The following is a 26,214-nucleotide window of genomic DNA, read 5'->3' on the forward strand; positions in this document are numbered from 1 at the left end:
AGGTCTTGAGTGCCTGCGTCACATCCTCCTTTCGCAGGTCACGGGTCCTGGAACTGGGCATGGTCGGGTTTGCCGTTCGGTTTGGCGCCGATGGACGGGCAGCCCTTGGCGTCCTTGGGGCGGGGGGCCACCTTGATCGTGATACGGAGGGTGGCCTGGGCCCAGGTGCTGAACTCGTCTCTGCCGTAGCCGTTGTCCGCCCAAACCAGTACGTTCTCGGGGTGCTCGGCATGGAGGCGGGTCAGCAGGATGCGGGCCGCGTCGCGGTCCTGGACGTCGGCGGGGGTGACGAGCGGGTCGACGAGCAGGCAGTCCTGGTCAACCAGGAGATGCCGCTCCTCCCATTTATGTGTTTGTTCGCGTCGTATCCGCGCGTCGCCTGCGACACCGTCTCCGCGCCTTTGACCGATTGGGAGTCCACGATCACCCGGACCGGCCATGCGCAGCGTCGGCTGCGCAGCCGCAGGCGTCGGCGGAGCTGGTCAAGGATCCGCTTGAGGACTCCAGCCTTCGCCCACCGGGCGAAATACCCGAAGCAGGTGCGCCACGGAATGCCGAAGTCGGTGGGCAGCGCGCGCCATTTCGCCCCGTTGCCGGTGATGTAGCGGATGGCATCGACGACGCGTCGGCGGGGCCACTTCTCGGGAGCGCCGCCCCTGGGGGTCTGGCATGCGGGTGTCGGGAGGAGGCGTTCGAGCAGGGCCCATTCGAGGTCGCTGGTGTCGGAGGGGTAGCGGTAGCGGGGCAGCATGACGATGCCGGGCCGCGACCTGGAGACGTGGCCAACTGCGGGGCGGTCGCGGCCCGTTGCCTGTCTTCCTGCTTCGGTTCACTCCAGGTTGGCCAGCAGTGGAAGGGTGGACTCGATCACACCTATCTGGGCCATGACCGTGCGGATGCAGGGGTCGTGCCGGGCCGTGTCATCGGCCATGGCTTTCGAGGCGACCGCCGGACGGCGCAGGAAGTCGGTGGTCGCAACCGCCGCGACCGCGTCGTCGCTGGCCAGGTCGTGGATGGCCCTCCACCTTCTCCTGGACGCTCTCCGGGGTGTCGACCTTCCAGCCCACCACCCGCTTCGCGCTGTCGTGCGTCCACCTCGGCGGGCCGCCGCGGGGGTTGGGCGGGGGTTGTTGACCGCCTCGAACCGCTCCTGCTCATCGGGGATGCTGGCCAGGACCTTGTGGATGGTGTGCGAGACGTCCGCCTGGCGGGGCCGACAAGCCGACGAGCAGAAAACCGCCGCCGCCTTCACTGTCGGCATCACTGGGCCACCATATCCACGGCAGAGCCGCGGCCCGGGATCGTCGTCCGTGACCACGACCGGTCTTAGCCGGGGCGCTCCACCCCTGCACACGGGACCCCCATAGGGGTCCAGCCAAGGTAGGCGGAAACCCTGTGGAGCCCACCTGCAAGGCGTGGAATGCTCTTGGGCGACTGCTGACGGAAGGGAAGGTCAAAAAGGTGTACGTCCCGTCATCTGCACGAGTTCTCGATGATGACGAGCGTGAGCTCGTGGAGCTGGCACGCCGCACCATAGACGCGCATACCGACGCCGGGCCCGACGAAGACGGGATCCACACGGTGGGCGGCGCGGTCATGGCCGCCGACTACCGGATGTTCGCTGGCGTGAACCTCTACCACTTCACCGGCGGACCCTGCGCCGAACTCGTGGCTCTGGGAGCCGCGCGAGCCCAGGGCGCCCGCCAGATGCGCTGCATCGTCGCCGTGGGAAACCACGGGCGCGGGGTCATCGGCCCGTGCGGGCGAGATCGGCAGGTCTTCGTGGACTACTACCCCACCATGCGCGTCATCGTGCCAACGCCCGCGGGGCTCAGGTCCGTTCTCGCCGCCGACCTGATGCCGCTGGCTCAGCGATGGACCCCGGAGGCGGGCATGAACGGTCTCGACCCATCGCTCTGCCAAGACCCCGAGACGGCCGGTCCCCCGATCATTCGGTTCAACCCCCGCTACCTCGAAGTCGTCCGCTCCGGCGCCAAGACCAAGACCACCCGCTTCCGTGACCCGGCCCAGCTCGGGCCGGCACGGCTGGTGTTTGAGAGCGACCCCGAAGTCGTCCTGTCGGCAGAGGTGACCGGCATCAGGCACTGCCTGGTCAGCGACCTCACCAACCAGGATGCCCAAGCTGAGGGGCTGACGACCGCAGCCGAACTCCGGGAAGGCCTCAAGGGCCACTACCCAGATCTGGCGGGAACCGACGAAGTCGACGTCATCACCTTCCAGATCAACGACAAGACGGGCGCCGCTTAAACCGCGGATGCGCCAACGACGACTGGGCCACGAGGTGACGACGAGCACTGAGGGAGCCGTGATCATCCCACTGCCCTGTTCGGCTGACCTCGGCTGGACCACAAATATGGACGGCATCGGCGTTCGTCCGCCCCGCCGCTTCGGGCAGCCCCGCCCGAAGCGACAAGCCCCTGACTGCACAGATTTCAGAAATCAGAACCCGTCCGAGACCAGCGCATCTTGCCATGCAAGCCTCGGACGCAGGCTCTGAGGCGCTGTTGTGAGTGACGGCGTCCGTCGCGACGGAGCTGGGCAGCGTCGCCGGGCTCGCGTCGGCGGCCCCATCTGGGGTGGGGCACAGCGGCCAAGGCGCCGGGGTCCTGGCCCTGCCGGTCATGCGGCGAGGCACCGAAACCGGCTGGCTCGTCCGAGGCGGAGATGGCTAGGCTCGCCGGACCCGGGATCGCGCGGTTCCGGCAGGTTGCGGCGCTGTGGCAGAGCGGCCCATTGCGATCGTCGCGGGGAAGGCCCTCCTCGCGACGACTGATGGGGATCAGGCGGGCCCTGCCTGTCCTCGTCCGCGGGTTCGAATCCCGTCGGCGCCAGCAACCGTCCCTCGGATGCGGTAGCGGACCGGGTTCGGCCCGGTCAGCGTCCCCCTTTTGGCGCGAACGGAGGCTGCGTTGACGATCGCCGAGGTCCAGTCCACCTCGCCCGGGCCCTGAGTTCGTCCAGCATCGCCTGGTGCAGCCGACGCCACAGGCCGGCCTCCGTCCATACCGTGAAGCGGCGATGCGCGGTGGCGGGCGACGTGCCGAACGTCGGCGGCAGATGCCGCCAGGCATAGCCGCTGGTCAGCGCGTACACCACTGCAGGGAACACGGCCCGCTCGTCACACGGAGCGGTCCGACCACGTTGCGGACGAGCAGCGAACGACGGCAGCAACGGGGCGGCCAGCTCTTAGAGTTCATCAGGAACCAGACGCTTCGATAGATCAGCACCTACGACGGCATCATGCCGCATGAACATCAAGTCACGTGAGACAACCTCTATGCCTTGATTGGCGCGGCCGACCTGGCGGCCTGCTCGATCTTCGCGCAGTAGGCTGCACGGGCTTCCTCGTCGATCTGCTTCTCGTGTTCGGCGCGTATCCCTGTCCGGCCGTCGAGGCCCTCGCGCAGGATATCGGCGTGCCCGGTATGCCGGATGGACTCGCCGAGGACATGGACCATGATGGCGAACAGGTTCGTGTTGGGATAAGGCTCCGGCCACCACGGCACGTGGCCGGGGGCGTCGAGGGGAAGCTCGTTGATCGTCGCGTCCGAGTGTTCCCACGTGCGCCGGTAGTACGCGACGATCTGATCGCGGGTCTCGTCCTCGGTCGCCCACAGGTCGTTGCCGTTGGAGTCCTGCCACCGGGCCAGCGGTTCCGGGGAAGTGCGGTCGAAGACCTCGCCGAAGTACCTGGCCTCGACGGTGGCCACGTGCTTGACCAGGCCGAGGAGGTTGGTCCCGGTCGCTGTCAAAGGTCGGCGGGCGTCGTATTCGGACAAGCCGTCGAGTTTCCAGAGCAGCGCCTTGCGGTCTCGCCGCAGTCTCCCGTGCAGGTTGTCTTTCGCGAAATCATCGATCACGCGGCATGAGCCTGCCATGGGCCGCTCGTGGTCTCAAGATCCCGTACGTGGTCCGCAACGACTGGCAGAGCCGAGGCCTGGCCATGGCCGCCGCCCTGACCTGCTACGAGAAGCTGTGACTGAGTGCTCCGGTTGGCCGCCCTGGTGGTCAAGGCTATTGATCAACACCTGACCGCACTCAGCCCTCGTCGGACCGCCACAACCAGCGAAGGGCATCGGGGAGCAGGACGCCACCGTGGTTGGGGCTGTGGCCGCCATCGCCCAGGACCAGCCGAAAGTCGTAACCGCCTTCCGCGAGCGCGGCCGCGACGCGCAGGTTGTCGGCGAGCCAATTCCCCTCGGGCTCATTCCAGCGCAGGTCACGATGGCCCGCTTGCAGGAAGATGCGCAGCGGCGTGCGGGGAACGCGGGGAATGAGTTCGGGGTAGGGGTTGCCGTCCGGCATCTGCGCGAAGCTGGACAGGAACGCGATGACCCGGCGGAACTTGTTCGGGCGCAGCCATGCCGCGGTGAAGGCGCAGTTGCCGCCGCTGCTACCGCCGCAGATGCCCCACCGGTCGGGGTCCTCGGCGATCGAGTAGTGCTTTGTGACCTCTGGGATGATCTCGCTGAGGAGGAAACCGACGTACCGAGCGTCGTACGCGTCGTACTCGCTATTACGGTTCTTCGGATCTTCGGCGCCGGGGAAGACGCCGGGGTCGACGAACACTCCGATGGTGACCGGGATGTCGCCACGGTGGACGAGGTTGTCCAGGACGATGGCGCCGCGGACTTCCCCATCGGGGTCGAGGTACCACCATCCGTCCTGGAACACCATGAGCGACGCCGGCTCGGAAGGGTTGTAACGCGCGGGCACGTGGACCCAGAACTTCCTGGACGTCCCGGGGTAGATCTTGCTGACGTTCCAGTCGAACTCGATTGTTTCGCCGCCGGGCACTCCGGGCTGTGCAGCAGAGTCGGGGCCGTGGGCGTAGCGAACGTCTGACTGGTGAATCGGAAGCGGCTGGTAGGGCACCTCGATCGTCACGCGGGCCAAACTAAATGAAATCGCGACTGTCTCAAAGGGGTTTAGGGGTCTGTTGTGAAATTGCTGGTCACAGCGATGCGTTGAGGTCGTACAGGAGGGACATCTCTTGATTCCGCTCACCCGACCGCTCAGGAGAAGTCCGCGGCGGTGATGCCGTCGGGGTGTCCAGGCGGCCACTCCACCAACTCGATCCGGTAGCCATCCGGGTCGGTGAGCCACGACGTCTTCGGGCCGTGAGTGCCGCCCGGGTACTGGACAGGTCCCGGCTCCAGGCCGGCGTCGGTCAGCCGCTCCAGGGTGGCGCCCAGTGTGTCCACCTGGATCGCGAGGTGATCTACACCGCTGCCCACGTCGACGCGTCCGGCGACGGGGCGGTGGACCAGTTCGAGCGAGGCCGCCGGTTCGCCGGGGAACTTGAGGATCACGAGGTGACTCCCGTCGCCGCTCTCGACCCTGCCCAGCTCGACGTAGCCCAGGGCGGTGTAGAAATCGAGCGAGCAGTCCAGGTCGGTGACGCGGTAGGCGACGAAGAGCGTTTTCACGCGGCCTCCTCGGGTCGGCGCACGCGGTAGCGGAGGTGCGTGACGTCTCGGTCCTCGAGCCGTCGGACGAGGTCGAGTTCGATGTGATCGCCACCGAAGTGGTCGAAGAGTCGTCGGCCGTCCCCGAGGAGGACCTGAACCAGGTGGATCTCCATCTCGTCCATCTGCCCGGCTCGCAGGAGCGCCTGGGCCGCGCCTGCCCCATGGACCATGACCGGCCGGTCACCGGCGGCCGCGCGAGCCTGACGGGCGCAGTCCTCGACGTTGGTGACGAATCGCGCGTGGCCTGGTGGCACGTCCCCGTCATCCACATGGTGGGTGAGGACGAAGATCGGCACACCGTCGTGATGGTCGCCCTGCCAACGCCCGGCGAGTTCGAAGGTCCGACGGCCGGAGATTACCGCTCCGGTTGCCAGCGCCTCGCGGTAGACCTGTCCGCTGGGACCGTCGGACTCCCGATCGTCGAGCCAGTTGAAAAGACGTCCACCGGCGCGTCCGAGCTCCTGGCCCCGTCGGTCGTCCGGACCGGCGACGTAGCCGTCGAGCGACATCGACATGTACAGCCGAATCGGATTGCTCATGCTGACCTTCCTCTCTCCTCCATGGCATGGGGATGCTCCGCTTCTCGCCCCATCGGGGCGGGAGTGTCGAAGTGGAAGACTTCAGGCAGCTGCCAAACTCATCGCCTTGGCGAGGCTTATATCCAGAGCAGTTGTTCAGGTGCGGTGGTTCAGGCTGCGTGAGCCTCAGGGCGTTTAACGAGCCGACCGCGTTCGAAGCACGCTCCGGCGCTTGCGCGACATGTGGCGCACGAGCGACAGCATCAGCGCCCGCTGCCGAGTCTCCCGCATGGCCGGACTGAACCCGGACGGCGCGACTCGGAGTTGTCGGCCGTCCACTTGTCGTGGGCCTCGGCCTTCGTCGTGTCGTGGGGCTGCTCGTTGGTACCGGTCACGAATGCGTCGAGCAGGCACCTCGCGCCGAAGAGCCTCACAAGCGAGTGAATTGCAGGGCAATAAGTGTGACTTCAGCCTACTGATGGTGTGGATTCTGCTAGCCTAATGGTTAGTTGAGTGCCATGGGAGGGTGAGTGAGTCAACCGGACGAAGAGGCCGCGATAAACGCGACCGAGGCACGGAACGATCTCTTCTCCCTGGTGAAGCGGGCCGAGCTGGGACGTTGCACGCTGATCCACAAGCATCGGGAGAGTGCTCTGCTCGCGCCGCTGGACCGGCTTCCGGCAGCACGGAAGACCGATGCGTTCCCGTCCCACACACTGAGTGCGGCGCAGAAGGACTTCGGCGAACTCATCACGCTGGCAGCCCAGGGGCAGCCGCAGGTGCTCCGACGGGGCCGTACCCCGGTCGCGGTATTGCTACCCGTCAACACCACGTCAGGTGCTCCCTTGCCCGACACAACCGCCCACACCGGCGCGGTGCCCGCAGGAGGTGCGGTGAACAGCCCACACGATCAGAACAGTGGCAGTGCACCGCGCAGGCTCGCCACGCTGGGCGACGCCATCGGTGCCGTGCTCGCCTCCGGCCCGACCGGTGGCCGCATGTTCGGGCTGGCTGGCCTGGACGCCGCGACAGGCGGTCTGCAGCCCGGGCGGCTGACGCTGGTGGCGGCCGCCCCGAACGTGGGCGGAAGTCTGCTGGGCCTGGCCGCCGCACGGCAGACCGCGCTCGTCGACAACCACCGGGTCCTGTACGCGGCGTCGGGACCGAACCAGGCCGACATCATGCGCCGGATCATCTCCGCGGAGACCGGGGGCGACTACCCGCGGCTGAAGCAGGGCCGCCTCACCGCGCACGAGCAGCGAGTGGCCCAGGAGTTGGTCCAGGCGCCGCTGCTGATCGACGACGGCAGTGATCTGACCGCCGAGGCGATCGCGGAGACCGCCCCCTACGTCCCGGACCTGGCCCTGGTGGTCGTGGACCGGCTCCAGGCCACCCACAACCCTCGGCTTCCCCTGTCCGGTGACCGTCTCCCGGCCGCCTCGCAGGTCCTGGCCTCCCTCGCGCGCACCCTGCATGTGCCGGTGCTCGCCATCGTGGACAGCGCCGATCCCACACTCCTGGATCTCCTGGACGCCGACGTCCTGCTGTCGCTCACACCGACCGAGGACCCCTCCGAGGTCCAAGTGGCCATCGCCGAGCGCGACTTCGGCACGATTGGCTCGGCGTACCTGAGCCCCGACCTGCTGCACGCCCGCTTCCTCGACGCCGGAGCCGCCCCGGGCGACCGTACGGGCGGCGAAGGAATCGCGCGGTCTCTGGGCAGCGCGCTGGAACAGGAGCTGGCTGAAGCCGCGCTCCCGTACACTTCCGGCGCCCAGCAGGGGCTGCCGGCCTCCGTCACCCACGTGTTCGCGGCCCTGCGCACCGCACTGGCCAAGCGTGACCCCGAAGCCCTTGCGGAACTCGGGCCGGAGCTGACTCGGGCAGCTTCGGCACCGCCGCAGCTGCCCGACACCGCCGAGGGGCGCCGCCTCGCCGCCGCGCTGCAGGCGTACGGCCCCGGCGCGCCCGCCGACACCATTGGGCAGCCCGCAGCTACCCTAGCCACCGCGGAAAACGGTCACGCAGTGGACGTAGAAGAGGACACAGAAACAGAAGAGGAACTTCAGCCGGGGGACGAGGAAGACGAGCCGACGACCGCGGTCTTCCCCGCACTGAAGCTCCTCAAGGACGCGGTCGACCGCTCGAAGATGCACCCGATCAGGGTCATCCGTATCGAGGAGCGGGAAAGCGGTCCGTGGCCACTGATCAGTGAGCACATGGACGGCGAACCGCGCTGGGTACACCCCGACGTCACCAGAACGCGCGTCCCCTACGACAGGCCGAACGGGAAGCGAGTCCGGCGGGATCAGCTCGATGTGCCCGACGCGTTCGGCGACGGAGTGCTGTGCCTGATCGACCGCAACGGCAGCTACCCGTCCGCCTGTTCAGCCGTCCCCCTCGCTCCGAACAAGCTGCTGCACACCGGGCCCCTTGAAGCGTTCGACAAATCCAGTGCCGGTATCTACCTCATCGACATCCCGCACTGGCCCCGCACGGACATGCCACACCCACTGGGCCGGATCATCGATCGGCCCGACGAGCAGGGCCGCGTGTGGGTCACCACCCCGCACATCAGGCAGTTGGGGAAGCTCGTCCGCGAGGGCCACCTCGCCACGATGCCGACCATCTGCGACTCGTGGACGGGGAAAGCCAACGAGTCGCTGTTCAAGCCGTTCTACGAGGCGGCCCGGCAGGCGCGCATCGAGCTCGTCCAGGCCGGTGGCGAGCCGTACAAGGCGTACAAGACGCGGCTGTCCATCACGCTTCGTCTGCTGTGGGCCAAGCGGCCGGAGCAGAAGTCCCCGTTCTGGCGGCCGGACTGGCGCATGAGCATGGTCGCCGAGGCGTCCGTCCGTCACTGGACCGTCGCCTTCAAGGCGGTCCAGGAGGGCCACAGGCTCATTGCCTTGCGCAACGTCGACGCGGCCGTCTTCTGGACACCCGCGGACACGCCGCCCGCCACGTACCGGATCGGGACCGGTTTCGGCGAGGTCAAGGCCAAGTTCATCCAGCCGGGCGAGATGATCCCCGAGGGTGACGACTGATGGCCGGACCCACCGGCCACGGGGACTCCCTGGGCGCCGCCCTCAATGACCTTCTACGTGCCCAAGTCACGCCACGCCACCGGCTCTCGACGTACAACGCCAAGCACTGGCACGCCCAGCTCAGCCAGCTCACCGGAACCCACCGCGGCTACCAGGCCCTGGAAGACGCCGGCCTCGACGTGACCGCCAAGACCCTGCTCAACTGGCTGTCCGACGCTGAATACAACGTCCGCGCCAGCTACCGCGACCTCATCCACACCGCCTACGAGAACGTCGCCGTCGTCCCCGCCGACCCGATCCCCGGCCACGTCAAAAACGGCGACTTCGAGATCAGCGGCTGGGTCACCACCGGCAGCGACCGGCGCGAGCGCGGAACACGCAACGCCGCGCCCCTGCGGATCGACGCCAGCAGGGGTGACTGGGACGCGATCGAGGCACTCTGGGGAGCCGGCGAGCTCGCCGACGACGAGTTCGAGGACCACTTCATCGACGACGTCATTGTGCAGGACATCGGCGAAGGCACTGACGGATGGACGTTCGACGGCGGCAGCTACTCCGTTGAACTCAGGTAACACGCCACCTGAAAGGCTCGCGTCATCGCTGATCATCGTGCACGCAGGGGCGACCGCGAGCCACGGCGTCGTGCGTCCGATCTCTTGAATCAGCGGACGCAGGGCCGGAGGTGGCACAGCACCACCTGACGGTGATCGAGGCTGGGGCTGTGGAAGGTGCCATGTCGAAGTCGCCGAGCTGGACACGTCGGCTGTCGGCATCGATGACGACCTGATGGTTGCCGGAGTACCGATGGGATCCCCGGGTTCCGGGGCCTCGGTCAGCGAGGTCACAGGGAGGGGAACAGATGGCAAGGCGGAGCCCTAAGCACAAGTAGCGAGGGCGGTCATGGTGCCGCACTGCGGGGAAGGGCTCACGATGCACGGGCGGCCGGATGTGTGAACCGGACACCGTGGAGGTGATCGCGGACGTGCCGGGGCCGATGCAGGCCAAGCAGATCGTGCCCCGGATCGGGCTGCTCGCGGTGACCGCGAAGATCGAGGGGACGCGAAGCAAGCTGAAGCGGCCGGTGGAACGGGCCCGGCCGATGGAGGGCCGGCCCGGTCGCTTCGCGCAGGCTCACCTGGCGCCCGGCGGGGAAGCGGCACACTCGCTACGACAGCGATGGTGAAGTGCTGCTGGCGTACTGGAACCCCTAACGGAACGCCCCCGTGCCGCCTCCCGTTTCCTGGTGGCTCGGTCCAGCCGCGTATGCCAGCGGAGGCGCGATTGCTTGGGCATCCGCTCCCTCGCCGACCCACAGCGTGATGAACAGCGCGGCCGTCGCTTCCAGGAGTCCCGCCCGTTCGAGACCGCCGCCACGTACGGGTTCACAGCCCACGTCCCGCACCAACTCGCGAACACGTGCGAGGGCCATCTCGTTGTCCCCGCAGACCGGTACGGCCAGTGGTCGCCCGTCGAAGACGGGCGGCCGCATGCGCCACACGTCCTCGTGACAGAGGTTGAAAGCCTTGACCACGTGGGCTCCCGGTGCCGCCGCAGCCAGTTGTTGCGCGGCGGAGGGGTCTCCCTCCGTCAGCAGTCGGAAGCCCGTGCCGACCGGGTTGCAGCAGTCGAGCAGCACCTTGCCCTCCAGGGCCGCGTGCAGTTCCCGTGCCACATCTGCTCCCGCCCCGAAGGGCAGCGCGGCCAGCACCACCTGACCGAACGCGGCCGCCGCGCGCAGACTGGCAGACTTGGCGCCGCTTCCGATGCGCGTCGCGAGCCGCTCCGCCTTATGCGCGTCCCGTCCGCCGATGATCACCTGGTGCCCGGCCCGCACCCAATGGGTGGCGAGCGCGTCGGCCATATTTCCCGTGCCCAGTACGCCGATTCTCATCACGCAATCCCTCTCCGTGGCTGCTTCGACCATTTGCACCGACGCTAGAAGGCGGTTCGGGCACCATTTGGTACGTGACGACCGACGCCTTCCTCGCCGACTGCCGCGCCCGACTCGCCTTCGACCTGTTCTCCAACACCTGGAACGCCGTGGTGCTCTGGGCGCTGCGCGACGGCCCCAGACGCCCGACCGAACTACGGGAGCGGATCGGGGGCATCAGCTCCAAGGTCCTCAACGAGACTCTGCGACGACTGCAGTTCAACGGACTGGTCGACCGGCAGGCAGACCTCGACGCACCATCACGGGTTGTGTACCAACTCACCGCTCTGGGCCGGACCTTGCTCGCGCCCATAGACGCCGTCGGCGCATGGGCCTTCGAGTATGGCGATGAGGTCATGGCCGCCCAGGAAGCAGCATGCACGCTGGCCCCGAAGCCCACTCCGCCTACGCGCTGAACCGGTCAACGGCGAGAGCGCGCACCCATAGACGTGGGTGAGCGCGCGTTCTGCCACCCAGCACCGCGTCCAGGCAGCGCCGGGGCGGCCTCGCTTGCCTCACATGGGCGCCACCCCTCGAGCAGCGGGAAGAGCCGGGTGACGTCGTTGCGGTTGACGTCGATCAGGTGAGCGGCGGGCGGGATGCCGGTGGCGTCGATGATCAGATGGTGTCTGCCATCGGCTCCGCTCCGGTCAGCAGGCCTTCGTCCGGTCCTGGTCTCACCTTTTGCTGATCGTTTCAGAATGAGGACACCGCAACATCGGTGTGCGCGGCCTGTGTTGTGCGTACGCCGCATCGGCTGTGAAAATCGCTGTCCCCTCGCCGGAGCCGGGTGATAGACATCCGGCGTGCAAGAGACTCCAGACTTCCCTGACCTGCTGCGACTGATCGACGAGCGGTCGACCGCCTTCCGTGCCGCGGTGGCCTGCGCGCCCGACCTTGACCTGCAGGTGCCGACCTGCCCCGAGTGGACGCTGCTCGACCTGGTGCAGCACCTGGGTGAGGGGCGCCGCGCCTGGGCCGCCACCATCGACGCAGGGCCCGACGCCTCGGCCAAGGCCGCCGCACCGCAGGGCGACGCGACCGCACCCCGGGAGCGCGAAGCCCTGCTGGGCTGGTTGGCCGAGTCGACGCAGCTCATGCTGGACGCGCTGCGGGAAGCCGGCCCGGATCGGGGCTGCTGGGTGTGGTGGGGCAAGTCTCAGTCGCCGCAGACCTGCGGTGCCGTTGCCCGGCACCAGCTCCATGAGATCGCGGTGCACACCTACGATGCCCAGCTGACCGTGGGCGCCCCGGAGTCGCTGCCCGAGGAGGTGGCCCTCGACGGGGTCGAGGAGTTCCTCTTCACCCTCTGCACCACGACGGAGGCCTGGCCGCACGAGCCTGCTGTCATCGAGTACCACGCCACCGAGGGTCGCTCCTGGCGCAACTGGCTCTCCGACGACGGCGCCCGGGCCGCCCGCTTGTCCACACCCGGCGCACCTGCGGCTACCGCCACCGGCGAGGTGCCGGAGGCGATCGATGCCTCTGTCGAGGGTTCGGCCAGTGAGCTGGTCCTCGCTTTCTACGGCCGCATTCCCCTGAACTCCTTGAAGCTCGACGACAGCCGGAGTGTCTTCGACCAGTTCGTAGCCTGGGAGCCGGAGTAGTAGCTCAGGATGAAGGGCGCAGGCGGCGTGGACAGATGAAGCCGCAGTCGAGTCCGACCAGGCACTCGACAGCCCGGCAGACGCGTCAGCCTGGCACCGACCACCTCCGGGCGCACCGCCGGATCGCCGTCCTGAGCGGAAATGCCGAACTGGCCCGCGTTCTCAGCGACGTACTGCTGATAGTGGAGCGCTACCACGCTCTCGGCGTGATCAACTTGCCGCGGGCGGGTGACACGGAGCCAGGACACCGTGAGCCTGGACAGTGAGGCACCGTGCCCGGTCGACCTGGCGGACTGAGCCGCGGGCAGCCAACCGTCCCGCGCCCGGAGTTCACGCCCGCCGGTGTCCGCAGGGTGGCCGGGCTCGGGCGCGTGTCCGTACTCAGGTCGCCGATACGTCTTGGATGCCCTGGCAGCGCTCGCCGAGCTCACCTCGCTGGGCATCTGGCTCGCACCACAGGGGGTGAGACACGCCCTGAGGACCACGCCCTCCTGGCCGTTGGCCCTCCACGGCTCCGCCCACGGAGCAGCAAGGCGGCGAGACGCAGCGGCGGATCCCGACAGCCGCGACATCGCTTCGAGGTGTCGAGCATCTTCCTCCTTGTTTCCCGTCTGCGTTCGTCAGGCTGTGAGTCCCGCGTCGCGGGCCAAGAGGGCGGCCTGGACTCGGTTGGTGACTTCCAGGGAGGTCAGGATGCGGCTGACATGGGCCTTGACGGTGCTCTCGCGCATGGCGAGGCGGGTGGCGATGTCGGCGTTGGTGCCGCCGTGGGTGAGGAGGGTGAGTACGTCGCGTTCGCGGGGGTGAGCCGGTCCAGCCTGGCCTTGGCAGCGGTTGTTTCGGGCTGGTTGGCCGCGTGGTAGCGGTCGATGAGGCGGCGGGCTGCGGTGGGGTGGAGCATGGCCGAGCCGGCGGCCACGAGGTGGACGGCGCGCAGTATTTCGGCGGGGTCGGTGTCCTTGAGCAGGAAGCCGTCGGCTCCGGCGGCGAGGGCGTTGTAGACGTACTCGTCGAGGTCGAAGGTGGTCAGGGTGATCACCTTCGGCGGGTGGGGGAGGGCTCGCAGGCGGGCGGTGGCGGTGATGCCGTCCATACGGGGCATGCGTACGTCGACGAGGGCGACGTTGATGCGGTGGGCGGTGGCCTGTTCGATGGCCTGCAGGCCGTCGGGGGCCTCGGCGACGTCCTCGATGCCGGGGTCGCCGTCCAGGAGGTCGGTCAGGCCGAGGCGGACCAGGGCGTCGTCGTCGACGATCATGGCGCGGATCATGTGTGGGTGCCGTGCTGTTCGAGGGCGGCAGGGTGGGGGATGCGGGCGGCCAGTCGCCAGTCGCCAGTCGCCAGTCGCCAGTCGCCAGTCGCCAGGCGCCCGCGCAGGCGGGTCCGGCGGTGAGCCGGCCGCCGAGCGTGGTGACGCGTTCGCGCAGTCCGACGAGCCCGTAGCCGCTGCCGACGGTGTCTGTTCGGGGAGTGCCCGGGGGGTTGGTGACCTCGATGAGGGTGGCGGGCGGCCGGTAGTCGATGCGTACGGTCACCGGAGCGCCGTCGGCGTGCTTGCGCGCGTTGGTCAGTGCTTCCTGGACGATGCGGTACACGGCCAGGCGGTGGGTGGTGGGAGCCTGCTCGGCACGCCCCTCGGTGATCAGTTCGATGTGCTGGCCGGCGGCGCGGGCTTCGTCGGCGAGTTCCCGCACATCTCGCATGACCGGAGTGAGTGCGGTGCTGGGCGGCGTGGCGGCGGGATCGCGCAGCACACCGAGAACATCGCGCAGATCGGTGAGGGCTTCGACGGACGTCGTACGCAGCAGACCGAGACGTTCGGCGACCGGGGAGGGCAGTGTGTCGCTCTTGGTGGCCAGGACACCGGTGTGCAGGGCGATCAGGCTCAGGCGGTGGGCCAGGACGTCGTGCAGCTCGGCGGCGATACGGGACCGTTCCGCGATGCGGGCGGCCTCCTCGCGCAGCTGGGCAGGCGCAGGGGCACTTCACCTTGCAGGATCCGCCGCGCCTGCTCGCCGCCAGCTTCGTCGCCATGGAGGACGGCTATCAGATGGAGGTCCTCGTCGGCCGCCGCACCCGCACCGAGGTGATCACCGCCCTGCGCGCCTACGCCCGCGCGGTCACGGGCCATGACGTGGCCGACCGTGCCTGAGGCGCTACGGCCGACCACCCAGCCGGCGCCTCTCGTGCAGTCAGCCACCGGTTAATCCTCGCCCCTGACCCGGCACTTGGTGGTGGCCAGGAAGGGTGGCCCCGACCACCACAGCCCGACGGCGCCGTGCCGGTCTTCGTGCCTCCTGGCAGCGGCACGGCCTGCACGGCGGGACGACTGTGTATGCGCGACGGTGCCGAAGGGCGGCCGCTTCAAGGGTGACGCCACGGCGACCGCGCGGACCCGGCTGCCGTCACCCTTGGGCCGACGCGAACTCGGCGTCGACAACTTGCGGACTTTCACCGGGGACCCCGCAAGACTGTCAACGAGCTCTTACAGATCGACGCTGTAGGACGACGTGGTGTCGATCCAACAGTCGAAGACGGCCTCGGCGCGGGTGCCGTAGCGGGCACTGGCGACGATGATGCGGTCGAGGTGCCAGTCGGGGGCGTTGCCCTCATCGTCGCGCTGGACGCTGACGGAGGTCAGACGGCCGAGATCGTCACTGGGGATGGTGACGTAGTTCCAGCGGTCGCTCTCCATCCGTTTGATGAGTTTGGTGTTGACGGTCTTGCTCACGGTGCCGAGGGTGCCGGTGAGGGTGAAGGTGACGTTGGCGTCCGTGCCGGCCATCCACTTGTCGGAGGTGTGGATCGTGAGCCCGTAGGCGCGGTTGTCGGGCCGGAACGGGTTGTCGTCGCGGGTGGCGAGACGGACCAGTGCCGAAGACTCGGACTCGCCGATGATCCGCCGAAGGTCGTCCAGGTCGTCGGTGATGATGCCGTCGACGCCGATCCGGATGTATTCGCGCATGGCGTCGTCGGTGTTGACCGTCCACACGTAGATGAATCTCGGCCGTCCGGCCTGGGCGCGGATGCCGCAGGCGGCCTCGAGTGTGTACCGGTAGTACGGGCCGATCAGGCGGTTCAGGAAGGTGATGCCGTTGCCGTATCCCTGGTTGGCGACGCCGCGGCTGGTGAAGTAGTTCGAGACGGCTCCGGGGTCGTTCTCGTAGTCGATCATCAGCCCTTCGCGGGGCCCGAGCCGGCTGACGATCAGGTCGAAGAAAGCGTCCTGGTGCTCGTCGCGGGACGCGATGGAGATGATGACGTTGATGTTGTTGTCGTAGGTCAGATGTTCGCGGATCGCGGTCAGCAGCTCCAGGCCGTGCTCGGGTGAGGTGACGGGCTGCTTGCAGTCGAAGACCACCAGGGCCAGCTGAGGAAACTCCACGGCCAGTTCGTGCAGTCCCGTCAGATAGTCGACCAGCGTCGGTGAGTCGCCGTCTCCCGAACCGTGGCTGATGCACAGCAGCGGGCTGTCGGCGTACGTCTGCACATCCGGCTCCAGCGCGTTCGCGCCGGCCTCGAGGGCGGACCGGGCGTCGCCGAGGGTGTTGGGGTTGTGTCCGACGATGTAGAAGGGGCGCGGCCGCACGATCGCGATGGGGAACCAGCCGCGCCAGGGGTTTCCGTTCCAGGTCGCTGTATCCACCCGGCCGTCACGCCCCACCGCGAACAGGTCCATGTGGTCGGCGTCGCGGGCCAGCGCCGCGATCGGGATGAGCTGACCGAACTCGCCGGTGCCGAGCCGGAACCAGTCGCGCCACGGGTTGCCGTTCCACCAGGCGCTGTGCACGCCGCCGTCGAGGCCGACGGCGAAGATGTCCATCTGATCCGGGTTACGGGACAACGCGGCGATGGGTGTGTTCTGGGCGAGGACCTCTCCGCCGATGCGGAACCAGTCGCGCCACGGGTTGCCGTTCCACCAGGCGCTGTGGACCCCGCCGTCGAGGCCGACGGCGAAGATGTCCATCTGATCCGGGTTACGGGACAACGCGGCGATGGGTGTGTTCTGGGCGAAGACTTCCGCGCCGATGCGGAACCAGTCATGCCACTGGCCGTCCCACCAGGTGCTCCAGACGCCGCCGTCCTGGCCCACGGCGAACAGGTCCATCTGGTTCGGGTTGCGCGACAGCACGGCGATCGGTGTTCCCTGTGCGAAGACCGCCGTGCCGATGCGGGACCAGTCGCGCCATGGGTTGCCGTTCCACCAGGCGTTGTAGACGCCGCCGTCAGGGCCCACGGCGAACAGGTCCATCTGGTTCGGATTGCGCGACAGCGTCGAGATCGGCGTGTTCTGGGAGAACTCGCGCGTGCCGATGCGGGACCAGTCGCGCCATGGGTTGCCGTTCCACCAGGCGCTGTAGACGCCGCCATCCAGGCCGACCGCGAAGATGTCCATCTGATCGGAGTTGCGCGACAGCGTCGCGATCGGGGTCTGCGGCCCGAACTCGCGGGTGCCGATGCGGAACCAGTCGCGCCATGGGTTGCCGTTCCACCAGGCGCTGTGTACGCCGCCGTCAGGGCCGACCGCGAAGATGTCCAGTTGGTTGGAGTTCCGTGACAGTGCGGCCACCGGGCCGGTCACCGTGTAGTGCGGCGGGTCGGGCGGGAGGACGTCGGCGGGCGGTCCGGGCGGCATGCCCGCGGTGCGCCAGAAGACCTTTTCGTCTTCCTGCGCGGCTGTCAGCTCGGCCTGGTGCTGAGTGACGTCCTCGGCGACGACCCGCTCATAGGCTCCGACCCGGTTGCCCATGATCGCCAGGGCGTCCAGTGGCAGGTTGGCGCGCTGGTATGCGTAGGCGAGGTTCCACAGACCGTGGACGAGGTAGGGGGAGGTCCAGTACTGGTTCGGGGCGAAGCCGGCGAGCTGGCTGTAGTTGACCGGATCGGTGTTCCCGGCGGGGCGGATCCCGGCCAGTTCCTCATTGATGATCACCGCCTCTTCCCCGGGCGCGATTGCTTCGGTGTAGGTTCCGGCGATCTGGAGGAACTGGCTGTGGTCGGCCAGTGCCGCGCTGAGCTGGGGCCGGTAGGCGGCCGAGTCGGCTTCGACCATGCGCCGGTAGGCCAGCACCCGGCGCGCCATAGCTGTCACACCGTCGTGCGTGCGCCCGGCGTGCTGATATGCATACGCCAGATTCTGCAGCGAGGTGACCAGATGCGGAGGAGCCCAGAACTCGTTGGGGGTGAAGCCGGCGAGCCGTTCGTAGTCGACAGGATCGGTGGATCCGGTCGGCCGGATCCCAGCCAACTCCTCCTGCCTGGCGAGAGCCACCTCCGCCGCGGCGACGTTGTTGACGATGTCCTTCACCAGCTCGCGGATCTGGTCGCGCAGGGTGGCGGCGTGCTGGGCGAGGGCTTGGGCGTGCGGGAGTTCCGGTTCGGGGGCGCCGAAGGCGAGCAGCCCGGTCAGCCGGTCGAGGAGGCCGGCCGCGCGGGTGAGGTCCGGGCCGCTCAGCGCACTGGTCGCAGGCGGTTCGGCCATCGCGAACAGCAAGTCCGCGGCCTGGGTGGCGGCTTGCCGTTGCAGGCGTTGTTCGGCGGCCGGATCGGCGCATGCGGGATGGAACGACGTCTCGTGGTGGCGCAGCGCCAGGCTGGTCCAGGAGGCTGCGAGGTCGAGCCGGTGGTCGTGATCGGCCATCGCTTGGTAGGCCCGCCGGGCGAGGCCGGCGGCCTGCTCGCTGGGCGCTGAGTCGGGGCCGCCGAAAGTGAGTAGCCCCACCAGGCGGTCGAGGACACCGGCCAGCCGCTGGCGATCGGCCAGCGTGACGGCAGGGTCGGGAAGGGCTTCGGCGATCGGGAAGACCAGGACGGCCGCCTCGGTGGCCGCTGCACGCTGTTTGCTCTGCTCGGCGGGCCGGTCAGGGCAGGCGGGGTGGAAGGACGTCTCGTGGTGGCGCAGCGCCAGGCTGGTCAGGCAGTCACCGAGGTCGAGTCGGTGGTCGTGATCGGCCATCGCGCCGTAGACCCGTGCGATGTGGGCGGCGGCCTGGTCGCTGGGCGCGGAGTCGGGACTGCCGAAAGTGAGCAGCCCGATGAGCCGGCCGAGCATGTCGGCCATCCGTTGCAGGTCCGGGAGGGTGACGGCGGGATTGGGGAGAGTTTCGGCGATGGGGAAGATGATGGCGGCGGCTTGCGCGGCGGCCGCGCGTTGTCTGGCCTGTTCGGCAGGCGGATCGAGGTTGGCGGGATGGAAGGAGATGAGGTGGTGGTGGAGGGCCTGGCTGTTCCAGGAGGCGGCGATGTCCAGGCGGTGGTCGCCGTCGGTGAGGCCTGTGTAGAGGGTGCGGGCCAGGGTGAACGCGGTGACGGCGAGGTCGGAGGTGGGGGATCCGAAGGCGAGGTATCCGGCGGTGTACTGGATCTGGGGCGCCAGCCGGGCGCGCTGGATGTCGGTGATGTCCGTCAGCCCGGACAGGAACAGATAGATTTCCCAGGCGTTGCGAGCGGCCGCCAGTTGGTGGGGTACGTCGTGGGGATGGGCCGCCGCCGCGGCTGCCAGCCACGTGTCGCCATAGGGGTAGAGGTAGTCGGTGGTGACAGCGGGGCCCGCGGCAGTGACGGCGGTGATGACATCGCGGACCGCCGTGAGGGATTCGTCAAAACGCGAGGCGTCGAACGCGGCCCTGGCCTTTTCGGCATAGGCGTCGGCGAGGGGCGGGGAGGCAGCGGTGGAGTTGGCGGCGATACTTGCCGCTTCGTCGTTCGGCTCTTCCCGCATGCACATCTCCTACTCAGTCGGGCTTGTCACCGTTCCCTTGGCAGCGAGAGCGTGTCGCAGCCCGGGGCAAACGGCGCGAATATCCCCGTACCCAATTTCACCCCCGCAGACTCCCCCTTTCGTCGGCGCCTACGTTTTCCAGTGGCGGAAGAATCGGAGTGCTTGGGCTCCGGCTGCGGAGGCTCGCGGTGGTAGGCCGGCCCGTGAGGCGGCCGGGCTGCGCGGTTGGCGAGGTGCCGGTGGCGTAGGGGTGGTGCTGGGAAGCGCCCTCTCAGGGGCGGAAGGTGCGGCGATAGGTGTCGGGTGGGACCCCGACGCTGCGGTGGAAGTGGCGGCGCAGGGTGGTGGCGGTGCCCATACCGGTGGCCACGGCGATGGTGTCCACGGTGGCGTTGGTGGTCTCCAGCAGTTCCTGGGCATGGCGGATGCGCTGGGTGTGGAGCCACTGCAGCGGCGTGGTGCCGGTGAGGTGTTTGAAGTGCCGGCCGAGGTGGCGTGAGCTCATGCGGGCTTGGCGGGCCAGGTCCTCCACGCTGAGCGGTTGGTCCAGTCGCTCCAGCGCCCACGGGAAGAGTTCGCTCAGGGGGTGGTTGCCGGGGGCGGGGAGAGGGGTGGCGATGAACTGGGCCTGGCCGCCGTCGCGGTGGGGTGGGATGACCAGACGTCGGGCGATCTTGTTGGCGTTGGCCGAGCCGTGGTCGAGGCGGACGAGGTGCAGGCACAGGTCCATGGCGGCGGCCTTGCCCGCGGAGGTGAGGACGTCGCCGTTGTCGACGTAGAGGACGTCCGGATCGACGGTGGCCGCTGGGTGGCGCCGGGCCAATTCCCGCGTGTGCGCCCAGTGTGTGGTGGCGCGCCGGCCGTCGAGCAGTCCTGCCGCGCCCAGGACGAAGGCGCCCGTGCACAGTGAGGCCACGCGGGCACCGGCCGCGTGGGCGGCGCGCACCGCCTCGACCAGTTCGGGGGGCGGTTCGCGGTCCGTGTCGGCCCAGCCGGGGACGATCACCGTGTCGGCGTGCGTGAGGTGGTCGAGTCCATGGTCGGGTTCAAGGCGGAACCGGTCGACGCGCACCGGGGCGTTCCCGCAGAGGGAGAAGTCGTACCAGGGGTCCACGATGTGGGTCAGGTCGGACCCGAAGATCTCGACGGCCACGGACAGTTCGTAGTGGAGCATGCCATCGGTGACGGCCAGCGCGACAGTGGGCATGTCCGAAACTGTACGTGGCATGTCGTTTCCGACGCTCGTGCGGGGTGCTGCCGCGAGGACAGGATGGGGGTGTCAGGCCGCAGCGGATCAACATCGCAGCGGGCGTCCGAGTGTGGGGGAGCGGTCTCATGGGGTCAGGTCAGCTGGTGGCGGTTTTCGGCGCGTACGGTCACACGGGGCGGTTCGTGGTCGCAGAGCTGGCCGCGCGCGGGTTCGTCCCGGTGCCGTCGGGGCGCAACGCGCAGGCTCTGGAGGAGCTGGCCGGCGAGCAAGGGCTGGAGGCCCGGGTGGCGTCGGTCGGGGACCCGGCTTCGCTGGACCGGGCTCTGGCGGGAACGGCGGCGGTCATCAACTGCGCCGGACCCTTCGCCTCGACCACCGGCCCCGTCATCGAGGCCGCGCTGCGCGCGGGGATCCCGTACCTGGACGTGGCCGCCGAACTCGAGGCAAATCTCGATACCTTCGCCCACTACCGCGAGCGGGCCCGGGACGCGGGAGCGGTGATCGTCCCGGCCATGGCCTTCTTCGGCGGTCTCGGCGACCTGCTGGCCACCGCGGCGATGGGCGACTGGACCGAAGCCGACGAGGCTCACATCGCCTACGCGCTCAGCAGCTGGCACCCCACCGCCGGTACCCGGCTGTCGGGCGCGGTCTCCCGCGAGCGGCGCGGCGACCACCGCCTGCGCTACAGCGGCGGACAGTGGGAGCGCCGCACCGACCAGGCACCCACCCTGGAGTGGACCTTCCCGGACCCGATCGGGCCCCGGCAGGTGATCGGGGAGTTCACGATGGCGGACGTCGTCACCGTCCCCCAGCACCTGCCCATCCCCGAAGTGACCACCTACATGACCGCCGAGGCCGTCCGCGACATCGCCACCCCCGACACACCGGCCCCGACCGCCGCCGACAAGAGCGGGCGCTCGGACCAGACCTTCCTCGTCGACGTCGTCGTGCGCTCGGGGGGAGCCGAACGCCGGGCCACGGCCGGCGGCCAGGACATTTACGCGGTCACCGCGCCCCTGGTCGCCGAGGCCCTCGAGCGGGTCCTGACCGGCCGCACCAAGACCACCGGCGTCGCCTCCGCCGGGGAGATCTTCGACGCCCCGGACTTCCTGCACGCGCTCGCCCCGCACATCACCCTCGACCTGCACCCACACAAGCAGATCGCCTGACCCCACCCCCACCCACGAGGCTGTCGTCTGCTTCCAGCGCGCCGAGCGCGCCACGGCCCCAGGGCTCAGTCCCTCCAAGTCAGCTGTTCGGTTGCATAGAACAAGCGCCTCAGACGTCGACCTCGGCAAGGACCCGCTACCCCGCACCTCGAACCGAGGGAATATCACCGCGATGAACGCCCTGCCCACCCGTGCCACCATGACCTTCGACGGTCGCACCCTGTCCTACCTGGACTACGGCGGCAACGGCCGCCCGCTCGTAGCACTGCACGGCCATCTCTCCGAAGGCGCGTCCTTCGCCGCCCTGGCCGCCGCCCTCGGCCCTGAGTGGCGCGTGATCGCCCCTGACCAGCGCGGCCACGGCGACTCCCAGCGCGCCCGCGAATACACCCGCATCGGCTATCTCGCCGACCTCCTCGCCCTCCTCGACCACCTCGGCATCGACCGGGCGGTCTTCCTCGGCCACTCCCTCGGAGCGATCAACGCCTACCACCTGGCCTCCGAACGCCCTGAACTGGTCGAGGCCCTGATCAATATCGACACCGCCGTCGACCTCCCCGACCACGGCACCAGCCCCCTCGCCTTCGTGCTCAACTTCCCCTACACCGCTGCCACCCGCGAGGAACTGGCCGCCGCCTGCGGCCCCCTCGCCGCCGTTCTCGGCCCCGTGCTGCGCCCGCTGCCCGGCGGCGCCGGCTGGCGGCTGCCCTTCCACCCGCAGGACACCGTCGACTCCGAGAACCTTGTCCACGGTGACCACTGGAAGCAGTGGCTCGCCACCGACTGCCCCGCGCTCCTCATCCATGGGCTGCGCAGCCAGGTCCTGCCCGCCGAACAGGCCCATGCCATGTGCTCCAGGCGCCCCGGCACGGTCTACCGCGGGTTGGACACCGACCACTTCGTCCAACTGGCCGACCCCGAGGGCTTCGCCACCGCGGTCCGGGAGTTCCTCGCGGGCATCTGAACCACCGTGATGACCGGTCCGCCGCGCCGACCGCTGAGCGGCCGGGCACGCGCCCAGGCCAAGTCCGGCGACGGCTGGCTTGGACGGTGCCGCCGCATATCGAAGGACTACGAGTACCTGCGCGTGTGTTCGGGGAACGCCATCCACCTCACCACGGCCATGCTCCTCGTGCGGCGCCTCGCAAGATCAGCCCGCTTCCGCCGCAGCCTCGTTGCTCACCCGCGGGTCAGACCCATCTGGCCAGCACGGACTCCGGCCTGGAAGCGGGAACTCGCGTTGAGGGTCACGAGCAGTTCGGCGACCCGGCGGCGGTAGGTGCGCAGGGAGATGCCGAGTTCTCTTGCGGCTGCCTCATCGGTGACGCCGGAGGTCAGGGTGCGCAGGACGCTGCCGGACTGGGCGTCGATCAGGGGACGTTCCTCACTGAGGAAGGTCTGGAGGTCGGTGGCGTTCTCCCACGCTGCTTCGAACAGCGCGTATGCCCCGTCGACCAGGGCCGGCGCGGCACTCACGGTGTACGCGCGAGGGCTCCGGACGGCCGGGGCGGGCGTCAGGGGGCTGGTGAGGATCATGGTTCGTCGGTCGATGAACATGGTCCCCTGGGACAACGGGGTGGTGGTGATCCGCACCCGCATGCCGTGGGCGACCATCTCCTGCAGGACATCCCGGTCGCGCTCGTCGGTGAGCACGGCGGGGCTGTACAGCTTGCGGGCCCTGCCTGCCCCGTCACGACGCATCGTTTGGCGGGCGGCCTCACGGGCGCCCGGCCAAGTGTCGAGGTCGCGGCCGACGTTGACCCATTCCGCGACGTCCGCCTCCGCCAAAGGCTTGATCCGCGCCCAGAGTTCAACATCACCGCGAAGCATCATGACCTGTGACATGCGTCCATTGTGCCTGTGGCAGCAAAGTGCCACAGGCTCGTCGGCTGGTGTCTGGCCTTGCAGGCTGGGGTCATGAGCAACAGATTCCGCCTCGGCGGCGACCTCGACGTCAACAGGATCGGCTTCGGCGCCATGCGACTGCCGTCCAAGGACGGCATAGGCGGCCCCGCCCGCGACCCCGACGCCGGCCGGACCGTGCTGCGCCGCGCCGTGGAACTCGGCGTGGACCACATCGACACCGCCGACTTCTACGTCAGCGACGACGGGTCAGTGCGCGCGAACAGCCTGATCCGTGAGGCCCTGCACCCTTACCCTTCCAACCTGGTGATCGCCACCAAGGTGGGCCCCATCTTCCGCCAGGGCGGTGTTTCTCACGGCACCGCCGCCGATATGCGCGGCCTGGTCGAGTCCAACCTCGAAAGCCTGGGGCTGGACCGTCTCGACCTGGTCTACCTGCGTATCGGGGTCATGGAAATCCCGCACGGTGAGTCCCTCGCCGCACGCTTCGAGGCGCTGGCCGCGCTGCGCGAAGAGGGCCTGATCCGGCATCTCGGCCTCAGCAACGTCGACACCGGTCATCTCGCGGAGGCTCGCGCCATCGCACCCGTCGCGGCCGTGCAGAACCAGTTCCACGCCGCCCGGCGTGGTGACGCGGACCTCCTGGCCGCCTGCCACGAGTCCGGGATCGCTTTCGTGCCCTTCTTCCCGGTAGGCGGCGGCCGGGACCTCGACGACGAGCGTCTGGCCAAGGTCGCGGCCCGGCACGGCGCCACCGTCCCCCAGATCGGCCTGGCATGGCTGCTGGCCTCATCGCCGGTATCCCTGGCCATCCCGGGCACGGGGTCCCTGTCTCATCTGGAGGCCAATGTGGCCGCCGCCACGATCACTCTCACCGACGACGATCTTGCCTACCTGGCCTGACATCACCTGACCTCTACACCCGAATACACCCGGGTCAACTACCCCAGACCTCCGTGGTGCTGACGGCCTGGAAGAAGACCGAGGAACTGGCCCTCCTGGGCGAAGTCTCCTCGGTCCCGCTTCAGCAGGCCTTGCGGCACTTGCAGGTCGCGTTCACCCTGGCCCCACTGAAAACACTCCTGCGGATCGTCGCCTGCATCACCGGCACGGACAATCGCGAGTCCTTCGTGAGCGGGTCGATCACCACGGAGGCAGACCCTGCCACAGACCTGGTCACGAACGTCTTGTTTGTGGCCGACCGCCCACTGTTTGGCCGATCTGACCTGATGTACAAGTGAAGGCCGCACCTCCGGTCGGCCCGTGCCTGGGGAGGGCACAGTGGTCTGCCGAACCACGCTCTTTCCGGTCGATCGTTTCAGGGGGGATCATGCGCATACGTTTACGTGCCTGGATACTGGCGGGCGCGGGCCTGCTCGCCATGGGCACCAGTCCGGCGTACGGGGCTGACACGTCGTCGGCCGAGTCGGCAACTGGGTCCGCGCAGTACACCGTGCAGGACCTCGGCACCCTGGGCGGTACCCGCAGCAAGGCGACCGCCATCGACGGCAACACGGTCGTCGGGAGCTCACTGACGAGCGGCAACACGGCCGAACACGCCTTCGCATACGACCTGCGCAGACACACCATGACCGATCTCGGCACGCTGGGGGACTCCAGCCGGGCAACCGGCGTGGAGGGGGACCACATCGTCGGCGAGTCAGACCTCTCCACCGACGGCCCGACTCACGGATTCGTCTTCAACCTCCGGACTCGCCGGCTCGTCGACATCGGCACTCTCGGCGGCAGCAGCACCAACATCACCGGCCTCAACGGTGACACCATCGTGGGGACATCGTCGCTGTCCGGGGACGCGGTCACCCATGCGTTCGCGTACAGCCTGCGCACCCAGACCATGACCGATCTCGGCAGCCTCGCCGGCCCGTCGGGCGACAGCACCGCAGCGGCCGTCAGCGGTGCGATCGTGGTGGGCAGCTCCTCCCTGCCGAGTACGCCTGCCACCACACAGCACGGGTTCGCGTACAACCTGCGTACTCGGACGATGACCGATCTCGGCACCCTCGGCGGAAGCTCCAGCACAGCCAACGACATCAGCGGTCCAACCGTGGTCGGCCAGTCTCGAACGGCCGGCAACGGCCTCACCGGATATGCCTACGACCTGCGCACCGGCATCCGTACGGACCTGGGGTCCCACTTCCTGACCGCACAGCTGATCAGCGGGAGCACTGTGGTGGGCGGCGACGGCTTGCTCTCCAGCTCGTTCGACCTCAAGACACACACCACTGCCATGATCGGCTCCGGGCGTGGCGTCACCGAGGTCAAGCAGATCGCCGGGAACGTCATGGTCGGTGACAACTTCGCCCCCAACTCCTTCGCCTTCGTCGCCCGCGTCGACAACGGCGACTTCACCTACCTGGCCTCCCTCGGCGGCCGCAACTCCGCCGCGATGCAGGTCAACTGCCACGGCGTCATCGCAGGCAGCGCAGCACTTCCGCCCGCTGACCCGGTCAGTGTCAACGGCCCCTTCCACGCAGCCGTCTGGGTGCCGCACACGGTGGCGTAAGGGAGCGAACCAATCCGAAGCGGTGGAGGGTCGAGCAGACCTACGGCGACGTCGGATACGGCGTTCGAAGGCTCAACTCCGGTCGCCTTGGTGGCAGTTGATCCGCAGGAGGAGGGGGACCACGGCTGCGGTG

22 protein-coding genes, 1 tRNA gene and 5 pseudogenes are annotated in these 26,214 nt (G+C 68.7%); 13 read left to right on the forward strand and 15 right to left on the reverse strand.

Features of this window, described 5'->3' with window-relative positions:
* Window positions 1–38: 38 nt before the first annotated feature.
* The 3 genes and pseudogenes from AB5J56_RS44355 to AB5J56_RS44365 form a co-directional block, all read right to left on the reverse strand.
* Window positions 39–440 carry a transposase gene (locus AB5J56_RS44355; RefSeq protein ID WP_369242101.1) on the reverse strand — a complete coding sequence of 134 codons (402 nt, stop codon included), beginning with the start codon at window positions 438–440 and terminating at the stop codon, window positions 39–41.
* A 59-nt stretch (window positions 441–499) separates the two neighbouring features.
* Window positions 500–751 (reverse strand): annotated as a pseudogene (locus AB5J56_RS44360) (transposase); the annotation flags it as partial.
* A gap of 169 nt (window positions 752–920) precedes the next feature.
* Window positions 921–1,079 (reverse strand): annotated as a pseudogene (locus AB5J56_RS44365) (hypothetical protein); the annotation flags it as partial.
* Between the two features lie 316 nt (window positions 1,080–1,395).
* Between AB5J56_RS44365 and AB5J56_RS44370 the strand changes: the two are divergent.
* Together AB5J56_RS44370 and AB5J56_RS44375 are read left to right on the forward strand one after the other, a co-directional pair.
* Entirely contained in the window at window positions 1,396–2,268 is an 873-nt protein-coding gene (locus AB5J56_RS44370; RefSeq protein ID WP_369242103.1) for an ASCH domain-containing protein, read from the forward strand.
* Between the two features lie 464 nt (window positions 2,269–2,732).
* A tRNA-OTHER gene (locus AB5J56_RS44375) sits at window positions 2,733–2,852 on the forward strand.
* A gap of 43 nt (window positions 2,853–2,895) precedes the next feature.
* Here the strand turns inward: AB5J56_RS44375 and AB5J56_RS44380 are convergent.
* The 5 genes from AB5J56_RS44380 to AB5J56_RS44400 form a co-directional block, all read right to left on the reverse strand.
* Window positions 2,896–3,192: a transposase gene (locus AB5J56_RS44380; protein ID WP_369242105.1), complete on the reverse strand. Its 297-nt coding sequence runs from the start codon at window positions 3,190–3,192 to the stop codon at window positions 2,896–2,898.
* 104 nt (window positions 3,193–3,296) lie between these two features.
* The gene (locus AB5J56_RS44385) at window positions 3,297–3,881 is read right to left on the reverse strand and encodes a DinB family protein (protein WP_369242107.1); all 585 of its coding nucleotides are present in this window, start codon (window positions 3,879–3,881) and stop codon (window positions 3,297–3,299) included.
* A gap of 178 nt (window positions 3,882–4,059) precedes the next feature.
* Entirely contained in the window at window positions 4,060–4,908 is an 849-nt protein-coding gene (locus AB5J56_RS44390; RefSeq protein WP_369242109.1) for an alpha/beta hydrolase, read from the reverse strand.
* A 128-nt stretch (window positions 4,909–5,036) separates the two neighbouring features.
* Window positions 5,037–5,450, reverse strand: a complete 414-nt coding sequence (locus AB5J56_RS44395; protein ID WP_369242111.1) for a VOC family protein — start codon at window positions 5,448–5,450, stop codon at window positions 5,037–5,039.
* A complete protein-coding gene (locus tag AB5J56_RS44400; protein ID WP_369242113.1) occupies window positions 5,447–6,031 on the reverse strand; it encodes a dihydrofolate reductase family protein in 585 nt (194 codons plus the stop codon). Before AB5J56_RS44400 ends, AB5J56_RS44395 begins: the two co-directional genes overlap by 4 nt.
* Window positions 6,032–6,540: 509 nt before the next feature.
* Here AB5J56_RS44400 and AB5J56_RS44405 point away from each other — a divergent pair.
* From AB5J56_RS44405 to AB5J56_RS44415, 3 genes are all read left to right on the forward strand, one after another.
* Window positions 6,541–9,057 (forward strand): DnaB-like helicase C-terminal domain-containing protein, encoded by a 2,517-nt coding sequence (locus AB5J56_RS44405; protein ID WP_369242115.1) that lies wholly within the window; start codon window positions 6,541–6,543, stop codon window positions 9,055–9,057.
* On the forward strand, window positions 9,057–9,629 hold the full coding sequence (locus AB5J56_RS44410) for a hypothetical protein (RefSeq protein WP_369242117.1): 573 nt from the start codon (window positions 9,057–9,059) through the stop codon (window positions 9,627–9,629). Before AB5J56_RS44405 ends, AB5J56_RS44410 begins: the two co-directional genes overlap by 1 nt.
* Before the next feature lie 374 nt (window positions 9,630–10,003).
* On the forward strand, window positions 10,004–10,240 hold the full coding sequence (locus AB5J56_RS44415; RefSeq protein ID WP_369242119.1) for a hypothetical protein: 237 nt from the start codon (window positions 10,004–10,006) through the stop codon (window positions 10,238–10,240).
* A 24-nt stretch (window positions 10,241–10,264) separates the two neighbouring features.
* Here AB5J56_RS44415 and AB5J56_RS44420 read toward each other — a convergent pair whose 3' ends face one another.
* Entirely contained in the window at window positions 10,265–10,948 is a 684-nt protein-coding gene (locus tag AB5J56_RS44420; protein ID WP_369242121.1) for an NADPH-dependent F420 reductase, read from the reverse strand.
* A 74-nt stretch (window positions 10,949–11,022) separates the two neighbouring features.
* On the opposite strand from AB5J56_RS44420, the gene AB5J56_RS44425 reads away from it, so the two are divergent.
* Window positions 11,023–11,403 (forward strand): winged helix-turn-helix transcriptional regulator, encoded by a 381-nt coding sequence (locus AB5J56_RS44425; RefSeq protein WP_369242123.1) that lies wholly within the window; start codon window positions 11,023–11,025, stop codon window positions 11,401–11,403.
* 102 nt (window positions 11,404–11,505) lie between these two features.
* Here the strand turns inward: AB5J56_RS44425 and AB5J56_RS44430 are convergent.
* A pseudogene (locus tag AB5J56_RS44430) lies at window positions 11,506–11,618 on the reverse strand (IS5/IS1182 family transposase); the annotation flags it as partial.
* A 175-nt stretch (window positions 11,619–11,793) separates the two neighbouring features.
* On the opposite strand from AB5J56_RS44430, the gene AB5J56_RS44435 reads away from it, so the two are divergent.
* Entirely contained in the window at window positions 11,794–12,594 is an 801-nt protein-coding gene (locus tag AB5J56_RS44435; RefSeq protein ID WP_369242125.1) for a maleylpyruvate isomerase family mycothiol-dependent enzyme, read from the forward strand.
* 620 nt (window positions 12,595–13,214) lie between these two features.
* Here the strand turns inward: AB5J56_RS44435 and AB5J56_RS44440 are convergent.
* Both AB5J56_RS44440 and AB5J56_RS44445 read right to left on the reverse strand, forming a co-directional pair.
* Window positions 13,215–13,864: pseudogene (locus tag AB5J56_RS44440) on the reverse strand (response regulator).
* A 175-nt stretch (window positions 13,865–14,039) separates the two neighbouring features.
* Window positions 14,040–14,558, reverse strand: a pseudogene (locus tag AB5J56_RS44445) (sensor histidine kinase); the annotation flags it as partial.
* 26 nt (window positions 14,559–14,584) lie between these two features.
* Here AB5J56_RS44445 and AB5J56_RS44450 point away from each other — a divergent pair.
* Window positions 14,585–14,746, forward strand: a complete 162-nt coding sequence (locus AB5J56_RS44450) for a hypothetical protein (protein ID WP_369242127.1) — start codon at window positions 14,585–14,587, stop codon at window positions 14,744–14,746.
* Window positions 14,747–15,079: 333 nt separating this feature from the next.
* Here the strand turns inward: AB5J56_RS44450 and AB5J56_RS44455 are convergent, their stop codons facing one another.
* Together AB5J56_RS44455 and AB5J56_RS44460 are read right to left on the reverse strand one after the other, a co-directional pair.
* Complete coding sequence (locus AB5J56_RS44455; RefSeq protein WP_369242129.1) at window positions 15,080–19,315, reverse strand: PLAT/LH2 domain-containing protein; 4,236 nt, start codon at window positions 19,313–19,315, stop codon at window positions 15,080–15,082.
* Between the two features lie 271 nt (window positions 19,316–19,586).
* A complete protein-coding gene (locus AB5J56_RS44460; RefSeq protein WP_369242131.1) occupies window positions 19,587–20,522 on the reverse strand; it encodes a helix-turn-helix domain-containing protein in 936 nt (311 codons plus the stop codon).
* Window positions 20,523–20,650: 128 nt separating this feature from the next.
* Between AB5J56_RS44460 and AB5J56_RS44465 the strand changes: the two genes are divergently transcribed.
* Complete coding sequence (locus AB5J56_RS44465) at window positions 20,651–21,694, forward strand: trans-acting enoyl reductase family protein (protein ID WP_369242133.1); 1,044 nt, start codon at window positions 20,651–20,653, stop codon at window positions 21,692–21,694.
* Between the two features lie 172 nt (window positions 21,695–21,866).
* Window positions 21,867–22,658 (forward strand): alpha/beta fold hydrolase, encoded by a 792-nt coding sequence (locus AB5J56_RS44470; protein WP_369242135.1) that lies wholly within the window; start codon window positions 21,867–21,869, stop codon window positions 22,656–22,658.
* A gap of 215 nt (window positions 22,659–22,873) precedes the next feature.
* Here the strand turns inward: AB5J56_RS44470 and AB5J56_RS44475 are convergent, their stop codons facing one another.
* Window positions 22,874–23,539 (reverse strand): DNA-binding response regulator, encoded by a 666-nt coding sequence (locus AB5J56_RS44475; protein ID WP_369242137.1) that lies wholly within the window; start codon window positions 23,537–23,539, stop codon window positions 22,874–22,876.
* Window positions 23,540–23,611: 72 nt separating this feature from the next.
* On the opposite strand from AB5J56_RS44475, the gene AB5J56_RS44480 reads away from it, so the two are divergent.
* The 3 genes from AB5J56_RS44480 to AB5J56_RS44490 all read left to right on the forward strand — a co-directional run bounded on the left by AB5J56_RS44480 (window position 23,612) and on the right by AB5J56_RS44490 (window position 26,081).
* Window positions 23,612–24,460, forward strand: coding sequence for an aldo/keto reductase (locus AB5J56_RS44480; RefSeq protein WP_369242139.1), 849 nt, complete (start codon window positions 23,612–23,614; stop codon window positions 24,458–24,460).
* Between the two features lie 53 nt (window positions 24,461–24,513).
* On the forward strand, window positions 24,514–24,798 hold the full coding sequence (locus AB5J56_RS44485; RefSeq protein WP_369242141.1) for a hypothetical protein: 285 nt from the start codon (window positions 24,514–24,516) through the stop codon (window positions 24,796–24,798).
* Window positions 24,799–24,887: 89 nt separating this feature from the next.
* Entirely contained in the window at window positions 24,888–26,081 is a 1,194-nt protein-coding gene (locus AB5J56_RS44490; RefSeq protein ID WP_369242143.1) for a hypothetical protein, read from the forward strand.
* Window positions 26,082–26,214: the final 133 nt, after the last annotated feature.

Origin of the sequence: Streptomyces sp. R21, from assembly GCF_041051975.1 — a bacterium.
Taxonomy (GTDB): Bacteria; Actinomycetota; Actinomycetes; order Streptomycetales; family Streptomycetaceae; genus Streptomyces.